At 72.7% G+C, this 14,942-nt stretch carries 12 protein-coding genes; 7 read left to right on the top strand and 5 right to left on the bottom strand.

Annotated features, from left to right (window positions below; translation table 11 throughout):
* Positions 1-900, top strand: a 900-nt coding sequence (locus FXF60_RS16640) for a tetratricopeptide repeat protein (RefSeq protein ID WP_202879513.1), incomplete at its 5' end; no start/stop codon positions are given.
* A gap of 206 nt (positions 901-1,106) precedes the next feature.
* The gene (locus FXF60_RS01550) at positions 1,107-2,309 is read left to right on the top strand and encodes an HNH endonuclease signature motif containing protein (RefSeq protein WP_238335634.1); all 1,203 of its coding nucleotides are present in this window, start codon (positions 1,107-1,109) and stop codon (positions 2,307-2,309) included.
* Between the two features lie 69 nt (positions 2,310-2,378).
* Here FXF60_RS01550 and FXF60_RS01545 read toward each other — a convergent pair whose 3' ends face one another.
* A complete protein-coding gene (locus tag FXF60_RS01545) occupies positions 2,379-2,891 on the bottom strand; it encodes an NUDIX hydrolase (protein WP_151523475.1) in 513 nt (170 codons plus the stop codon).
* A 119-nt stretch (positions 2,892-3,010) separates the two neighbouring features.
* On the opposite strand from FXF60_RS01545, the gene thrS reads away from it, so the two are divergent.
* The 4 genes from thrS to FXF60_RS16635 are packed head-to-tail and all read left to right on the top strand — an operon-like array spanning position 3,011 to position 9,505.
* Positions 3,011-4,996 (top strand): threonine--tRNA ligase, encoded by a 1,986-nt coding sequence (gene thrS / locus FXF60_RS01540; protein WP_151523474.1) that lies wholly within the window; start codon positions 3,011-3,013, stop codon positions 4,994-4,996.
* Between the two features lie 21 nt (positions 4,997-5,017).
* On the top strand, positions 5,018-6,610 hold the full coding sequence (locus FXF60_RS01535) for a phenylacetate--CoA ligase family protein (protein ID WP_151523473.1): 1,593 nt from the start codon (positions 5,018-5,020) through the stop codon (positions 6,608-6,610).
* Entirely contained in the window at positions 6,610-6,942 is a 333-nt protein-coding gene (locus FXF60_RS01530) for a monooxygenase family protein (RefSeq protein ID WP_151523472.1), read from the top strand. The genes FXF60_RS01535 and FXF60_RS01530 overlap by 1 nt, the downstream gene beginning before the upstream one ends.
* Positions 6,929-9,505: a nitroreductase family protein gene (locus FXF60_RS16635; protein ID WP_202879512.1), complete on the top strand. Its 2,577-nt coding sequence runs from the start codon at positions 6,929-6,931 to the stop codon at positions 9,503-9,505. Before FXF60_RS01530 ends, FXF60_RS16635 begins: the two co-directional genes overlap by 14 nt.
* Here the strand turns inward: FXF60_RS16635 and FXF60_RS01520 are convergent.
* Both FXF60_RS01520 and FXF60_RS01515 read right to left on the bottom strand, forming a co-directional pair.
* On the bottom strand, positions 9,465-9,953 hold the full coding sequence (locus FXF60_RS01520) for a nitroreductase family deazaflavin-dependent oxidoreductase (RefSeq protein WP_151523608.1): 489 nt from the start codon (positions 9,951-9,953) through the stop codon (positions 9,465-9,467). The two genes, FXF60_RS16635 and FXF60_RS01520, sit on opposite strands and share 41 nt — an antisense overlap.
* A gap of 46 nt (positions 9,954-9,999) precedes the next feature.
* Positions 10,000-10,815, bottom strand: a complete 816-nt coding sequence (locus FXF60_RS01515) for an ATP-grasp domain-containing protein (RefSeq protein ID WP_151523471.1) — start codon at positions 10,813-10,815, stop codon at positions 10,000-10,002.
* Between the two features lie 77 nt (positions 10,816-10,892).
* Between FXF60_RS01515 and FXF60_RS01510 the strand changes: the two genes are divergently transcribed.
* On the top strand, positions 10,893-11,441 hold the full coding sequence (locus FXF60_RS01510; RefSeq protein ID WP_151523470.1) for an HIT family protein: 549 nt from the start codon (positions 10,893-10,895) through the stop codon (positions 11,439-11,441).
* A gap of 6 nt (positions 11,442-11,447) precedes the next feature.
* Here the strand turns inward: FXF60_RS01510 and FXF60_RS01505 are convergent, their stop codons facing one another.
* Entirely contained in the window at positions 11,448-13,211 is a 1,764-nt protein-coding gene (locus FXF60_RS01505; RefSeq protein ID WP_151523469.1) for an ABC transporter ATP-binding protein, read from the bottom strand.
* Complete coding sequence (locus tag FXF60_RS01500) at positions 13,208-14,890, bottom strand: ABC transporter transmembrane domain-containing protein (protein WP_151523468.1); 1,683 nt, start codon at positions 14,888-14,890, stop codon at positions 13,208-13,210. Before FXF60_RS01500 ends, FXF60_RS01505 begins: the two co-directional genes overlap by 4 nt.
* Positions 14,891-14,942 lie beyond the last annotated feature (52 nt).

The raw sequence follows: 14,942 nt of genomic DNA, 5'->3' as shown, positions 1-14,942 counted from the left end.
CAGGCGGGTCGGGTGGGAGAGGCGGTTGTGCAGTTCGAGCAGTTGCTGGTCGACCGCACTCGCGTCCTGGGTTCGGACCACCCGGACACGCTGACCACCCGGAACAATGTGGCGTATTGGCTTCAGCAGGCGGGTCGGGTGGGAGAGGCGGTTGTGCAGTTCGAGCAGTTGCTGGTCGACCGCACTCGCGTCCTGGGTTCGGACCACCCAGACACGCTGACTACGCGCAACAATCTGGCGTTCGGGCTCTCAGAGGCGGGTCGGGCAAGCGAGGCAGTCGCGGAGCTCGAGCAGTTGCTGATCGACCGCACTCGCTCCCTGGGCTCGGACCACCCGGACACACTCAATACCCGAAGCAACCTCGCGTCGGTGCTTGACGAGGCGGGTCGGGGGGGCGAGGCAATCACCCAGCTCGAGCAGCTGCTGAACCATGGTGCTCCGACCCTAGGTCCGGATCATCCCGGCATCCTGACGACGCGGAAGGACCTGGCGTCCGTGCTCGGTCGTGCTGGGCGGGTACGTGAGGCTGTTACCCAGTACGAGCAGCTACTTGTAGACCTCACCCGAATTCTGGGTCCGGACCATGCCGGGGTCTTGACCACCCGCCTGGAACTGGCGTCCTTGCTGGCGCGCGCGGGGTGCATGCAGGGGGCTGTCACCCAGTTCGAGCAGCTGCTCAACGACCAGGATCGGGTGCTGGGCGCGAGCCACCCGGACACCCTGACCACTCGGAGCAACCTTGCCTACTGCCTTGGTCGCGCCGGAAGGATGGAAAAGGCGATCACCCAGCTCGAGCAGCTGCTGAAGGACCAGACCCAGGTGCTAGGGGCGAACCACCCGGACACCCTGACCACCCGGAACAACCTCGCGTCGTGGCTCGGCGAGGTGGGTCAGACGTAGGAGGTGGATGACTCGCGTGACGACGCCGAAGGCAGGGTGTGTCAGAGGGCAGTCGTACATTTGTTCGCATGAAGGGGAGCGGGGGCACGGAGGCAGTCGGCGGCGGTGCCGAGAGCGCGGCGGCTGCGGTCGTCGGCGACTTGGCCCGTGCCCTGGAGCGTTCTGTGACGGCGCTTTCGTCGCCTGCGCTCCTCCAGGAGCCCGAGGTGAGCGCCGTGCTCGGGGCCCTGGACCAGGTGGCGGCTCGGACCCACGCGCTGCTCGTGGCCGTGGCTCGGGAGGGCCTGGCCCGAGGGTTGCACCAGGAGGCCGGCTTCTCCCACGTGGACTGGGTCCGCCTCGTCTGCCCGGGGCTGGCGTCGCGGACCGTGGTCGAGATCGCGATGGTGGCCCGCGCGGCTCAGCAGGGCGTGCATGAGCCGTTGGTGGACGCGGTGCAGTCCGGGTCGGTCCCCGTGCACCGTGCGGCCTCGGTGCTGCGGGCGCTCACGAGGATCCGACCGGCACTGGGGGAGAGCGAGTATGCCGAGGCGTCCCAGCTCCTCACCGCGGCGGCGTCGAACGAGAAGTTCGACGACAGAGACCTGGCCCGGATCACCGGCAAGCTGGTCGCGACGTGTCTGTCCGAGAAGGAGCAGAAGGACCGTGCCCGAGCGCGACACGAGCTCCGGGACGTGCACGAGTCGTCCCTGGCGGACGGGTCGGTGCGCCGCTTCGTGCTGACCGTGGGCAGTGACGCGGACTACGAGGCGATCCGGGCGGTGCTCAGGTCGCCGCTGGCGGCCCCCGCGCGGCGCGAGGACAGCACACCGGGAGAAAGCGCCCGGCAAGGTGGGAACGGGCACCCGGGCGAGGGCGGTCCGCAGACAGGTGCTCCGACCCTGGCGGAGCTGGACACGCGGACCGGGGGGCAGCGGTGCTACGACGCCTTCATGTCCGTCTTCCGGCGAGGTGTGGCTGGCACGCAGGGTCAGCCCACGACACCCAAGGCGCAGGTCATGGTGACCATCGGCCTGCAGGAGCTGCGTGACGCCGTGGGTGGTGTCGGGCACACCGTCCACGAGGGCGCCGTGCCGGCTCACGAGGTGCGACAGCTGGCCTGCGACGCGGACATCATCCCGGCGGTGCTGGGCGAGCGTGGGGAGATCCTGGACCTCGGCCGGGCCCGTCGCCTGGTCACCCCGGGTCAACGGCGGGCGTTGGCCCACCGGGATCGCGGATGCAGCTTCCCCGGGTGCAGTGTCCCCGCGACGTGGTGCGACGCCCACCACGTCGTGCACTGGGCGCACGGGGGCCACTCGGACCTGGGCAACTACGCCCTGCTGTGCGCCCGTCACCACACCTGGGTCCACCAGCACGATGCCATGGCCGACGTCGATGCCGCAGGTGTGCGATGGAAACTGCGATGACCCCGCCCCGCACCCGGCTCCCGGCGAGCCGGGCCGGTGGTCTGCGCCGCGTCGGCCGCTGCGTCTGCCTCAGGGTGCCGCGCGCAGCCGGTCGGGCACCGTGCGGAGCGCGAGGTCCACCCAGTCCCGCACCTCCTGGGTCACGGGGTGCGCGGCGACGCCGTCACGGTCCAGCCAGACCATGCCTTCCGCGGCGTTGACGGCAGGCATGCCGTCCGGGTCCGACGACCAGCCCGACGCGGGCACGGCGAAGTAGATGAGGTCGATGTGCTGGTGGCCGGCGGTGATGTCCTCCACCTGGACGCCCTCGGGGCGGAGCAGCTGGCGCGGTGAGCCGGGTGCGTCGTGCTCGATGCCGGGGGAGCCGACGAGGTATACCTCGAGCCCGGTCTCCTCCTGTGTCTCCCTGCGAGCGGCGTCGTCCGGCAGCTCGTGCGGCTCGATGTGGCCACCGGGCGGCAGCCAGAGACCGACCTTGGGGTGCGGGTGCAGCAGGACATGCCCCTCGTGGACGACGAAGACCGCCACAGTGAAGTGCTTGGTGATCCCGTCCGGCGGCTCCCGGTCCTGCACGACACCCATGACCCGACACCCTAGGACCCGGCCGAAAACCGGTGCAGCAGCGCCGCGACCGGCGGGTAGGCTTGCGGTGCGCGCGCGAGGCTCGCCGCGCATACCTCTCACCCGAAGGAGCACCCAGCGTGTCCAGCCCGATCACCGTGAACGTCGCAGGCAGCGAGCGAGCGGTCGATCAGGGCACGACCGCAGGCGACCTCTTCGCCGACGACAAGCAGGTGGTGGTCGCGCGGGTCGACGGGGAGCTCCGCGACCTGGCGCACGTGCTGGCGGACGGCGACGTCGTCGAGCCGGTACTGGTCAGCGAGTCGGACGGCCTCGACGTGCTGCGCCACTCGTGCGCCCACGTGCTGGCCCAGGCCGTGCAGCAGACCTTCCCGGAGGCCAGGCTCGGCATCGGCCCACCCGTGCGGGACGGCTTCTACTACGACTTCGACGTCGCCGAGCCGTTCACCCCGGACGACCTCAAGCGCCTCGAGAGGGCGATGCAGAAGATCATCAACACCGGGCAGACCTACGCCCGGCGCGAGGTGGCGGACGACGCCGCGCGCGAGGAGCTCGCCGACGAGCCCTACAAGCTCGAGCTCATCGGGTTGAAGGGCGGCTCGGCAGACGATGCCGCAGAGGGCGCGAGCGTCGAGGTGGGCGGCAACCAGCTCACCGTCTACGACAACCTCGACCGCACCGGCGAGGTCGTCTGGGGCGACCTGTGCCGCGGGCCGCACCTGCCCAGCACCAAGATCATCGGCAACGCCTTCAAGCTGATGCGCAGCGCCGCCGCCTATTGGCGCGGGAGCGAGAAGAACCCTCAGCTGCAGCGCATCTACGGCACCGCCTGGCCCAGCAAGGACGAGCTGAAGGCCTACCTCGACCGGCTCGCCGAGGCCGAGAAGCGCGACCACCGCAAGCTCGGGGCGGAGATGGACCTCTACTCCTTCCCGGAGGAGATCGGGGCCGGCCTGCCTGTCTTCCACCCCAAGGGGGCCATCCTGCGCCGCACCATGGAGGACTACGTCTGGCAGCGGCACGTCGACGCGGGCTTCTCCTACGTCACCACCCCGCACCTGGCCAAGGAGGGACTGTTCCACACCTCCGGGCACCTGCCGTACTACGCGGAGGGGATGATGCCCGAGCTCGACGACGACGGGCAGGCATACCGCATCAAGGCGATGAACTGCCCGATGCATAACCTGATCTACCGTTCCCAGCAGCGGTCCTACCGTGACCTGCCGCTGCGCTACTTCGAGTTCGGCACCGTCTACCGCAACGAGAAGTCCGGTGTGTTGCAGGGCCTGACCCGGGTCCGGATGATCACCCAGGACGACAGCCACTCCTACGTCACCCAGGAGCAGGCGCCGGGCGAGATCAAGCACCTCCTGGACTTCGTCCTCGGGCTGCTGCGCGACTTCGGCCTCGACGACTTCTACCTCGAGCTGTCGACCCCGGACTGGACCGGTGACAAGCGGGAGAAGTTCCAGGGCACCGACGAGCAGTGGGCGCAGGGGATCGCGGTGCTCGAGCAGGTGGCGACCGAGTCGGGGCTGGAGCTGGTGCCGGACCTCGGTGGGGCGGCGTTCTACGGCCCGAAGATCTCGGTCCAGGCGCGGGACGCGATCGGCCGCACCTGGCAGATGTCGACCATCCAGTACGACTTCAACCAGCCCGAGGGGTTCGAGCTTGAGTACCAGGCCGCCGACGGGTCGCGGGAGCGGCCGGTGATGATCCACTCGGCCAAGTTCGGGTCCATCGAAAGGTTCATCGGGGTGCTCGTGGAACACTACGCCGGCCAGTTCCCGCCGTGGCTCGCGCCGGTGCAGGTCGTCGGTGTGCCCGTGGCGGAGGACTTCTACGGCTACCTCGACGAGGTCGCCGGGAGGCTCCGGGAGCACGGCATCCGGGTCGAGGTCGACCACGGGGACGACCGCTTCCCCAAGAAGATCCGCAACGCCAGCAGGTCCAAGGCGCCGTTCATCCTCATCGCCGGCGGCGAGGACCGGGACGCCGGTGCCGTCTCCTTCCGCTTCCGCGACGGGTCGCAGGAGAATGCCGTGCCCGTCGACGAGGCGGTGCAGCGGATCGTCACCGCGGTGCGGGACCGGGTCCAGGTCTGAGGCTCCGGCTACAGTCCGACCATGGGTTGGCGGGACGCGGGTGAGAAGGTCTGGATGAGCGCGCCGCTCACCCTGGCGCGCCGGGGTGCGCTGCGGGCGGGCACGGCGGCGTTGACGCAGGTCTACAGCCTCTACAAGGTGCACCCGCGGACGTGGCAGCTCACCGCGACGCACTACCAGCCGTGGATGGGCGACTTCGCGCGGCGGCACGCCTGGATGACCTGCCAGCTCGCCTCGTTGAACGTGCCGGCATACCGGCAGCACCTCGCCGAGCACGGCTGGAGCTTCCGCTGGTGGGACCTGGAGAACTACCCGCCGACGGACAAGTCGTCCTACGTCACCCGCTACGACGAGGCCGCCCGCACCCGGACCGGCCGGCTCGAGCTGCGCGGCACCATCGTGGACGAGAGCTCGGGCAGCTCCGGCACCCCCTTCAACTGGGTGCGGGGGCGGGACGAGCTGGAGGACATCCACCGCAACGTCGCGGGCTTCACCTCGCTGATGATGCGCGACGAGGAGCGGCTCTTCGTCATCAACGCCTACTCGATGGGCGCCTGGGCCACCGGCACCAACACCGGCATCGCGATGGCCAAGATCGCCATGGTCAAGAACACCGGCCCTGACCTGGACAAGATCGTCGACACGCTGCGCCACTTCGGCCCGGGCTTCACCTACCTGGTCGCGGCATACCCTCCCTTCCTCAAGGACCTGCGCGACCGGCTGGACGCCGAGGGCTGGGACTGGCCCGCCTGGCGGATGCACGGGCTCGTCGGCGGCGAGGGGATGACCGAGGCGCTGCGGGACTACTGCGAGGAGCGATTCCTCACCCTGCGGTCCGGCTACGGCGCCTCCGACCTCACCATCGGGATCGGTGGCGAGACCGACCTCACGGTCTGGCTCCGGCGGGCGCTGCTCGAGGACCACGACCTGCGCGAGGCGGTGCTCGGGCCGGGGGAGACGCGGACGCCGATGATCTTCCAGTACAACCCGCTGGAGACCTACCTGGAGACGACCGAGGACGGCGAGCTGCTCTGCACCCTGACGTCCACCTCGGTGCTCTCGCCCAAGCTGCGCTACAACATCGGCGACGAGGCGCGGCTGATGGACTGGCACGACCTGGCCGCCGTGCTGCGCAGCCAGCCGGAGTGGCAGCGTCCGGCGCGGGAGGCCTTCGCCAAGCAGGGGATGAAGCTGCCGCTGCTCCTGCTCTTCGGCCGGGCCGACGCCACGATCTCGTTCATGGGCGCCAACATCTATCCCCAGGACGTTGAGAACGGTCTCTACACCGACGCCGGCCGTGCGGCTCAGATCGGCTCGTTCACCCTGACCCTGGAGGACCGTGACGGCGACGCGACGAGCCAGCAGCCCACCATCCACCTGGAGCTGCGCCAGGGGGTGTGCCTGGACGACGCGCAGCGTGCGGCTCTCTCGGCCGACGTCCGGGAGGGCGTCGTGGCCTACCTCGCGCGCACCAGCCGCGACTTCGCCCAGTCGCTGGAGGAGAGCGACCGCAGCGACGACATCGACGTCCGGGTGCACGACGCCGGGACCGGACCGTTCGAGGGGATGTCGGACAAGCTCAAGCGCGTCTACCTGCGGCACGAGGACGGCTGATGCAGGGCGCCGGGGCCGTCTTCGTCGGCGCGACGCGGTATGCCTCGCCCGCCGCGTGGGTGCGGCTCGGGCCGCGGTGGCGCCGCATGGTGGCCCAGATGCGACGGATGCCGGGCTATGTGCACCACCAGGTGTACTACGACCCCCCGTTCACCCTCGGGACGGTCGGCTACTTCGCCACCCGGGAGGACCTGATGCGCTTCGCCCGCAGCGGGGTCCACCGGGAGCTGATGCAGTGGGTGACCGACGGCACGGACAACGCGACCGGCGGCTACATCCGGGTGTACGAGCTGGGCGACCCCGCCGACGGGAGCGTGGATGCGCACGCGTGACTTCTCGGCCGCGCCCCCGCTCGCCCGTGCCTCGGTGATGCTCACGGTCCAGCCGCCGTCCGGTGCGGCATCGGATGACTGGTTGCGGTCGGTCGCCGCTGCCGTCGGTGGACCCGGCCTGGTGCGGCGCGAGTGGCTGCGGCAGGGAGCGCGTCGGTCCGGGGTGATCGGCTGGTATGCCTCCCGCGACGACGGCGACCGCGCCCTCACCGCGGTGCGCCGTGCCGTGGGCGCCGACAGGGTGGATTCGCAGGTCCACCACGCCCGCCCCGACGGCTACAGCAACGGCGTCTGGCGCGCCGAGGACGGGACGATGCGGCACATCGAGCGGTTCACAGCGGTGGGCAGGGAGGAGGTCGGACCGACCGTGGTGCGCGCCCGGCCGACGGGAGACCTGAGGGTCAAGCCGGTCCGGTCCCGGGCGGACCTGAGGACCTTCCTCGACCTCCCGCTGTGGGACCGCAGCACGCCGACCCACGGCGTCCCGCTCTGGCACAGCACGGTGCGGCGTTGGTTCACCGGCGACGGCCCGCACCGGGAGCACGGCCCCGTCGAGCTCTACCTCGTCCGGGACGCCCAGGGGGACGTCCGGGGGCGGACCACGCTGCACACGGATGCCCGCATGGACGACAAGCTCGGGGAGCCGACGCTGCTGATGGGAGCCACCGAGTTCGCCGACGCCGACGCGCTCTCCGCGCTCGTGGGGCACGCGGAGGAGCAGGCGCGCCAGCGCGGCCGGACCCGCCTGCTCGGCCCGGTCAGCCTGCTGCCGAACCAGGTCGGCGGCGTCGTCACCTCGGGCTTCGACGAGCCCGGCTTCCTCGACGGTCCGTGGAACCCGGAGCACTACCCGGCCGCCTGGGAGGCGGCCGGCTTCGACCGGCTCTGGAGCGGCGCGACCTGGCGCTGCGACGACCTCGCCGCACTGGACGTCGACGGCATCTTCGGTCCCGGTGACCTGCCGCTCGGTGTCGAGCTCAGGCACGCGGACCGGCGCCGGCTCGGCGAGCAGCTCCCGCTGCTGCGCCAGATGCTCAACGCCTCGTTCGCGGAGCTGGGTTACTACACCCCCATCACCGCCGACGAGCTCGCCGCCGCGACCGACGGGTTGTCGCACCTGCTGGACGAGCGGCTGCTGCTGTGGCTCGAGCAGCAGGGCCGGCCGGTGGCCTTCGTGCTGACCGTGCCCGACCTGACCGACTTCGTCCGCTCCACCGGCGGCCGGCCGGGGCCGGTGGAGATGGCCCGGCTGCTGCTGACCCGTGCTCGCTACCGCCAGGACGCCGTGCTCATCATCAAGGGCACCGTGCCCGGCGCCCGTGGTCAGGGTCTGATGCGCGTGCTCTCCCGTGAGCTGCTGCAGGGCTTGCAGGCCGGCGGCTACCGCAGCCTGCGGGTGACCTTCGTCGAGGACGACAACGCCGGCTCGCAGGCGCAGTTCGTCGCGATGGGCGGGCGGCCCCTGCACGGCACCTGCTTCTACACCAAGCCGGTCCACGGGGGAGCAGGCGGCGGCCGGGCCCGGACCGCCCACGCGGCTGCCGGCACTCCCTCGGCCGCGGTCCTCGCCCGCGCCGCCGACTGGGGCCGCGCCCCCAGCGCGCACAACACCCAGCCCTGGCAGCTGACGGCGGCCGACGGCACCACCCTGCGGCTGGGCTGGCACCCCGACCGCGAGCTCACCGAGAGCGACCCCACCCGCCGCGACCTGCTGCTGAGCCTGGGTGCGCTGACGCACGCGGTGCAGGTGGTGGCCGCCGACGAGGGCCTGAACGCCCAGGTCGACTGGGCCGTCGACACGAGCACCCATCAGGCTGCGCACATCACCCTCTCCGCGAGCGGGCCGACCCCAGACCCTGGCCGCCCCGACTGGACGGTCGCCGAGCTGCACCGGCGGCGGACGGTGCGAGCGGCATACCCCGAGTGCCCGGACATCGCCGAGGTCGCCGATCTGGCGCGAGCGGCGGACCTGCCGCAGGGCGCGGAGCTGGTGGTCCTGCCCGAGGAGCTCGTCGGCCGGCTCCTGCCACGCGCGACGGCGCACACGCTGACCGGGCCGGCGGCCGGCGAGCTGGCCACCTGGGTCCGCCCCACACGTCGCCACGCCCGGCACGACCTCGACGGCCTCAGCGCCAAGGCCCTCGGCCTGTCGGCGTGGGAGGCGCGCGCCATCGGTGCCCTGGCCCGCTCCGGCGCCGCGCGTGCGGCGCTGTCCCGCACCCGGCTCGACCGGCTGGTCGCGCGCCTGAGCGGGGTGCGCCCGCGCGGCACCGTCGTGGCGCTGTCAGCCGCGCCCGGGCACACGCTGGAGCAGGTCGGGGCGCTCGGGCAGGCGTTGCACGCAGCCTGGCTGGCGGGGGAGCGGCAGGGGTGGTCGGCCCACCCGCTCAGCGAGCTGCTCGACCACGAGGGGGCTGCCGGGCAGGTGCACGCCCACGTCGGCAAGGTGCTCGGCCGCCCGGCCCAGGCCTATGCCGTGTGGCGCTGGGGACGACCCGCGGCGAGCGAGGGCCGCGGACCGGTCAGCCCGCGGCTGGCTTCTCCAGCACGAAGACCGGGATGAGCCGGTCGGTCTTGGTCTGGTAGTCCGCGTAGGACGGGAAGGCCTCGACCGCGCGGTTCCACCAGGCGTCCCGCTCCTCCCCCTCCTCGAGCATCCGGGCACGCAACGGCTGCTGGCTGGTGCCGTCCTGCACCAGGACGTCCGGGTTCTTGACGATGTTGTGGAACCAGGCGGGGTTCTCCGGCGCGCCGCCCTTGCTCGCCACCGCGAGGTAGGCGCCGTCGTGCTCGACCCGCATCAGGGGGACCCGGCGCAGCATGCCGCTCCGCGCACCGCGCATGGTGATCACGACGACGCTCCTGTCCTGGATGCTGGCCGCCCTGGTGTCCCCGGCGGCGTCGATCGCCCTGAGCTGGTCGGCCACCCAGTCGCTCTTCTCCGGCAGGTATGCCGTGGGGTCGCCGATCGCGGCGTCGGCCAGGTCGTGCGCAGGCGTCTTGTCGTCCATGAACAGGCCAACCCCGATCACCGTCCGCCTGTTCCCGCCGGCGGCGTCACCGGACACCGACCCGCGCCGCCACGAGGTCCGCCACCGCCTCCGCCGCGCCCGGGACCCCGCGGTATCCGGGGAAGGCGTTGACGTCCACGAGGACCGGGCCGGTCGGACCGAGCACGGCGTCGACGCCCGCCAGGTCCAGCCGGCACGCCCGCCTCGCGGCCAGCGCCAGCTCGGCCAGCTGCGGCGTGACCGGGAGCGGTGCACCGGACTCGACGTGGCCGGCCCGCAGCGGCGAGGGCTTGAGCAGACCGAGCACGACGTCCCCGACGACGTAGAGCTTGCGGTCGAGCCCATCATTGGGGACGAACGGCTGGGTGACGTAGGGACCGGGGAAGGGCGCCGCCTCCGGCAGCTGGTCCGCCCGGCCGACGAGCACCTCCGCGCCGCGGCCGCGACCCCGGGAGCGCCGCTTCACCACCCGGGGCGTGGACCGGGCATCGGCCCGGACGCCTGCCCAGGTGTCGATGACCGTGGACGGCGGCACCGGCAGGCCGGCGGCAGCGAGCCGCTGCTCGAGGCGGTGGTGCCGCCGCAGCAGGCGCACCCCGGGCAAGGGGTTCAGGCAGGGTAGGCCCGTGCCGGCGAGGTCGGCGACCAGTCCCTCCGAGCCGGCGCGCAGACCGCGGTGCACCAGCAACCTCGCCCGCCCCGCTGCCCGAGGTGACTCACCGTCGTGCGGCAGGCATACCTCCACCTCGATCCCGCGACCGCGCAGCAAGGTGAAGACGGCCGGGAAGATGCTCGACCGGCCGGGTGGCTTGCCGAGCAGGAACAGCACCAGGGGGTGCGGGGTGGAGCGGCGGGTGCCCATGCGTCCTCCTCGACGGCTGGACGCCCAGCGTGCCGTGCGCAGGTGAGGGGTCGATGAGAGATCCCTAGACTGCGCGTATGACGCTCGAACCCCGGCCCGAGGACGCCGCCGCCTTCGCCGGGAGCCAGGACGGCTTCGAGCGTCTCTGGACGCCGCACCGGATGGCCTACGTCCGCGGCGAGCGGCCCGGTCCGGACGCGGGCGACGGGTGCCCGTTCTGCGCCGCCCCGGGCCAGGAAGACGCGGAGAGCCTGGTCGTGCACCGCGGCGAGCAGTGCTACGTCGTGCTCAACCTCTTCCCCTACAACCCCGGCCACCTGCTCATCTGCCCCTACCGGCACGTCTCGCTCTACGTCGACATGACGCCGGAGGAGACAGCTGAGTTCACCGAGCTGACCCGGCAGGCGATCGGGGCGATCACCGCCGCGAGCAACCCGGCGGGCTACAACATCGGGATGAACCAGGGCGAGGTCGCCGGAGCCGGGGTCGCCGCACACCTGCACCAGCACGTGGTGCCCCGGTGGATGGGTGACGCGAACTTCCTGCCCATCGTGGCGCAGACCAAGGCGGTGCCCCAGCTGCTGCAGGACGTGCGCGAGCAGCTGGTGGAACACTGGCCGCGCTGAGCGGTCTCAGCGGGCGGCGTTCCAGGCCCGCCACAGCGCGGCGTAGGGTCCGTCGCCGGCGGCGAGCTCCTGCGGGGTCCCCTCCTCGACGACCCGACCCTGCTCCAGCACCACCACCCGGTCGGCCGTGGCCGCGGTCGTCAGCCGGTGCGCCACGAGCAACGCGGTGCGTCCCGCCAGCACCCGCGTCATCGACCGCTCCAGCAGGCGGGCACCGGCGCTGCCCGCCTCGGCGGACGCCTCGTCCAGGATGGCCACCGCCGGGTCGCGCAGGGCCAGCCGGGCCAGGGCGACCTGCTGGGCCTGCACGGCCGTGACCTCGTGGCCGCCCTCGCCGACCACCGTCGACAGGCCGTCGGGGAGCTGGTCCACCCAGGGGAGTGCGCCGGCCAGGTCCAGGGCGGTCCGGAGCTCGGCGTCGGCCGCGTCCGGCCGGGCCAGCCGGAGGTCCTGGGCGAGGGTGCCGGCGAAGACGTGCACCTCCTGCGTGACGAGGGTGACGTGACGACGCAGCTCGTCGCGGTCCATCGAGACCACGGGGACGCCACCGATCCGCACCACTCCCTCGCGCGGATCGTGGATGCCCGCGGCCACGGCGGCCAGCGTCGTCTTCCCGGCCCCGCTCGAGCCGACCAGGGCGACCTGCTCCCCGGGGCGCAGCACCAGGCTCACGCCGTGGAGGACGTCGGGGCCGTCGGCATACCCGAACCGGAGACCCTCGATGGTGAGCTCGGTCGTCGCGGGGGCGGCCGTCCCGGCACGCGACTCGACCGGCACGTCCAGGATCCCGGCCAGGCGCCGCAGGGAGGCCGTGGCGCTCTGTGCCTCGTCGAGCAGGTTGACCAGGGCGCCGATGGGGTCGTAGAGCCGGATGAAGTAGAGGGCAGCGGCCGTCGCCTCGCCCAGCGACGCCGACCCCTCACCGACGAGCAGAGCACCTACCAGCAGGACGGCCCCGGTGCCGGAGAGCTCGCCGAGGTGGATGCGGCTGAAGAACCAGGCGGTCGTGTCGGCCGTGCGGATGCGGGTGCGTCGGGCCACCTCGGACGCCCGGTCGGTCCGTCGCAGGTGCCGGGGGCCGAGCGTCAGCGCCTGGATGGTGCGCACGCCGCCGAGGCTCTCCACCAGCGACTGGGAGCGCGTCCCCTCGGCCTGCCGTTCGGTGGCGTAGAGGGGTGGGGCCACCACCGTGTAGCCACGCGCCGCCCACAGGTAGAAGGGCATGGAGACCAGCCCGGCCAGGGCGAACCGCCAGTCCAGCGCGGCCAGCCCGACCAGCGTGAGCACCACGGTGAAGCTCGCCCACAGCAGCTGCGGCACCGCCTCCCGCAGCGCCTCGCTCACCTGGTCGACGTCGTTGCTGACGCGCGAGACGAGGTCTCCCGTGCCGGACCTCTCCACGTCCGCCTGCGGCAGCCGGAGCGCCCTGGTGAGGACCCGCTCGCGGAGCGCGGCGAGGACCTTCTCTCCCACGCGGATGACGAGATACCAGCCGCCGCTGCCGGCGATGCCCTGGACCACGGTCGCCGTGGTCACGACCACCAACGGTCCGACCAGGTCCGCGGGAGTGCCCCCCTGCTCGGCGACGTCGACGATGCGTCCCAGCGCCGGGGGGATGAACAGCCCGGCACTCACGGTGAGGATGAGCACGAGGAAGGCCAGGGCCACTCCGGTCCGCTCCGGTCGGAGGGCACGCCACAGGATGCGCCGCGCCTCCCGCGGGCTCGCGACGGGGAGGGTCCGGTGCTCCGGCGCCGGGGGAGGGGTCACGTCAGTACCGCCGCGGCATACCTGTCGTCGGCGCAGCACTCGACGTGCGTGCCGCGCAGCACGACCCGACCCTCCCGGATCAGCACCACCTGGTCCGCGACGGACAGGAGGGTGGGACTCGCTGTCAGCAGCACCGTGCTCCCACGACCCGACCTCAGCCGGCGCAGGCCCGTGGCGACCGCCGTCTCGGTGACCGGGTCCAGCGCACTGGTGGGGTCGTCGAGGACCAGCACCGGCGGGTCGGCCGCCAGCGCGCGGGCGAGGCAGAGCCGCTGCCGCTGACCGCCGGACAGGTTCTGACCACCGTGCAGCAACCCGTCGTCCGCGACCCGCCCGGCGACCGGCCCGGCCTGGGCCGCCGCCAGGGCGGCCTCCCCGTCCGTGCCCACCAGATCGGTGAGCGACTCGGTGAACAGGGATGCCTCGTGCGGCGGCACGACCAGGTGCGCCATGAGCTCGGCCAGCGAGAGCTCGCCGGCCGGCCGACCACCCACGACGAGCTGGCCGGCGCCGGGCACCCGCCGACGGGCCAGGACGTCGAGCAGCTCGGTGCGGGCACCCAGGTCCTCCACCACGACGCCCACCAGCTGACCCGGACCCACCTGGAGATCCAGGCCGTCCAGGTGCTCGCCGCGCAGGTCGACCGCCTCCACGGTGGCCGGCAGCCGGTGGGGGCGGCTCCCGTCCGCGTGGACGGTGTCGGTGACGGCGAACGGCGTGTTGAGCACCTCGGCGATGCGCCCGGCGGATGCCCGGACGGAGGCGATCAGCGCGCCGGTGGCGGCGAGCCGCTGCACCGGCCCGACCAGGAACTGCGCCAGCCCCACCCCTGCCACCAGCTGGCCAGGGGTGAGCTCGCCGCGCAGCGCGAGCAGGGCGCCCACCGCCGCGACGGCGACGAGCAGGAAGCCGCCGATGGTGCGGGTGATCCCGTCGAAGACCGACTCCGCGGCGCCCGCGCGCACCCGGGCGCGGCGGGAGGCCTGGCTGACCTCGCGGTAGCGATCGGCCGCGTGACCCTGCGCACCCAGACCGCCGAGGACGCGCAGACCGGACACCATGTCGACGGCCACCGCGGCGGACCGGGCGGCCGCCTCCTGCTGGAGGGCGCTGCGGGCCTGCAGCGGCCGGGCCAGCAGAGGTGCGAGGAAGACGACGACGGCCACGGACGCCACGGCCACCAGGCCCAGGGTGGGCGAGGTGAGGAAGAGTGCCGCGGTGGCCACGACGAGGGCCACGGCACCGCTCGTCCCCACCGCGAGGGTGTCCACCGCTCGGCCCACCTGCGCGGCGTCCGAGCTGGCGATGCTGAGCCGCTCGCCGGTCGACCGGTGGTGACGTGCCCCGCGGGGATCCAGGACCCGCGCGACGACCGCCTGGCGCACGTCGTGCTCGGCCCGGGTCGCGGCACGCACCCCGACCGGCCCGGCGCCGTTGCCGCAGAGCGAGAGCACGACATAGACCCCCGCGAGGAGAGCCAGCCAGGCCCACGTCCGTGAGACCGAGCCTGCGGCGACGGCATCGTCCAGCGCCAGCCCCACGATGACCGGTGTGCTGGCCTCGCAGATCTGGTGCACGCTGACCAGCACGGCGGTGAGGATCGCGCCCCGGCGGGACCGCGAGAACGCCAGCCGGACCACCGACCCGGCCGTGTGCGGAGAGGCCGGGGTGCGCGGCATGACCTGGACATCCTTCCGTGACCGGGGTGGGGCGCCGGTGCCCGTGGACGGA

It is taken from the genome of Serinicoccus kebangsaanensis (assembly GCF_008919445.1).
GTDB classification, from domain to species: domain Bacteria; phylum Actinomycetota; class Actinomycetes; order Actinomycetales; family Dermatophilaceae; genus Ornithinicoccus; species Ornithinicoccus kebangsaanensis.
The sequence above is the reverse complement of the archived record's forward strand: the minus strand, read 5'-3'. Positions and strand labels throughout refer to the sequence as shown.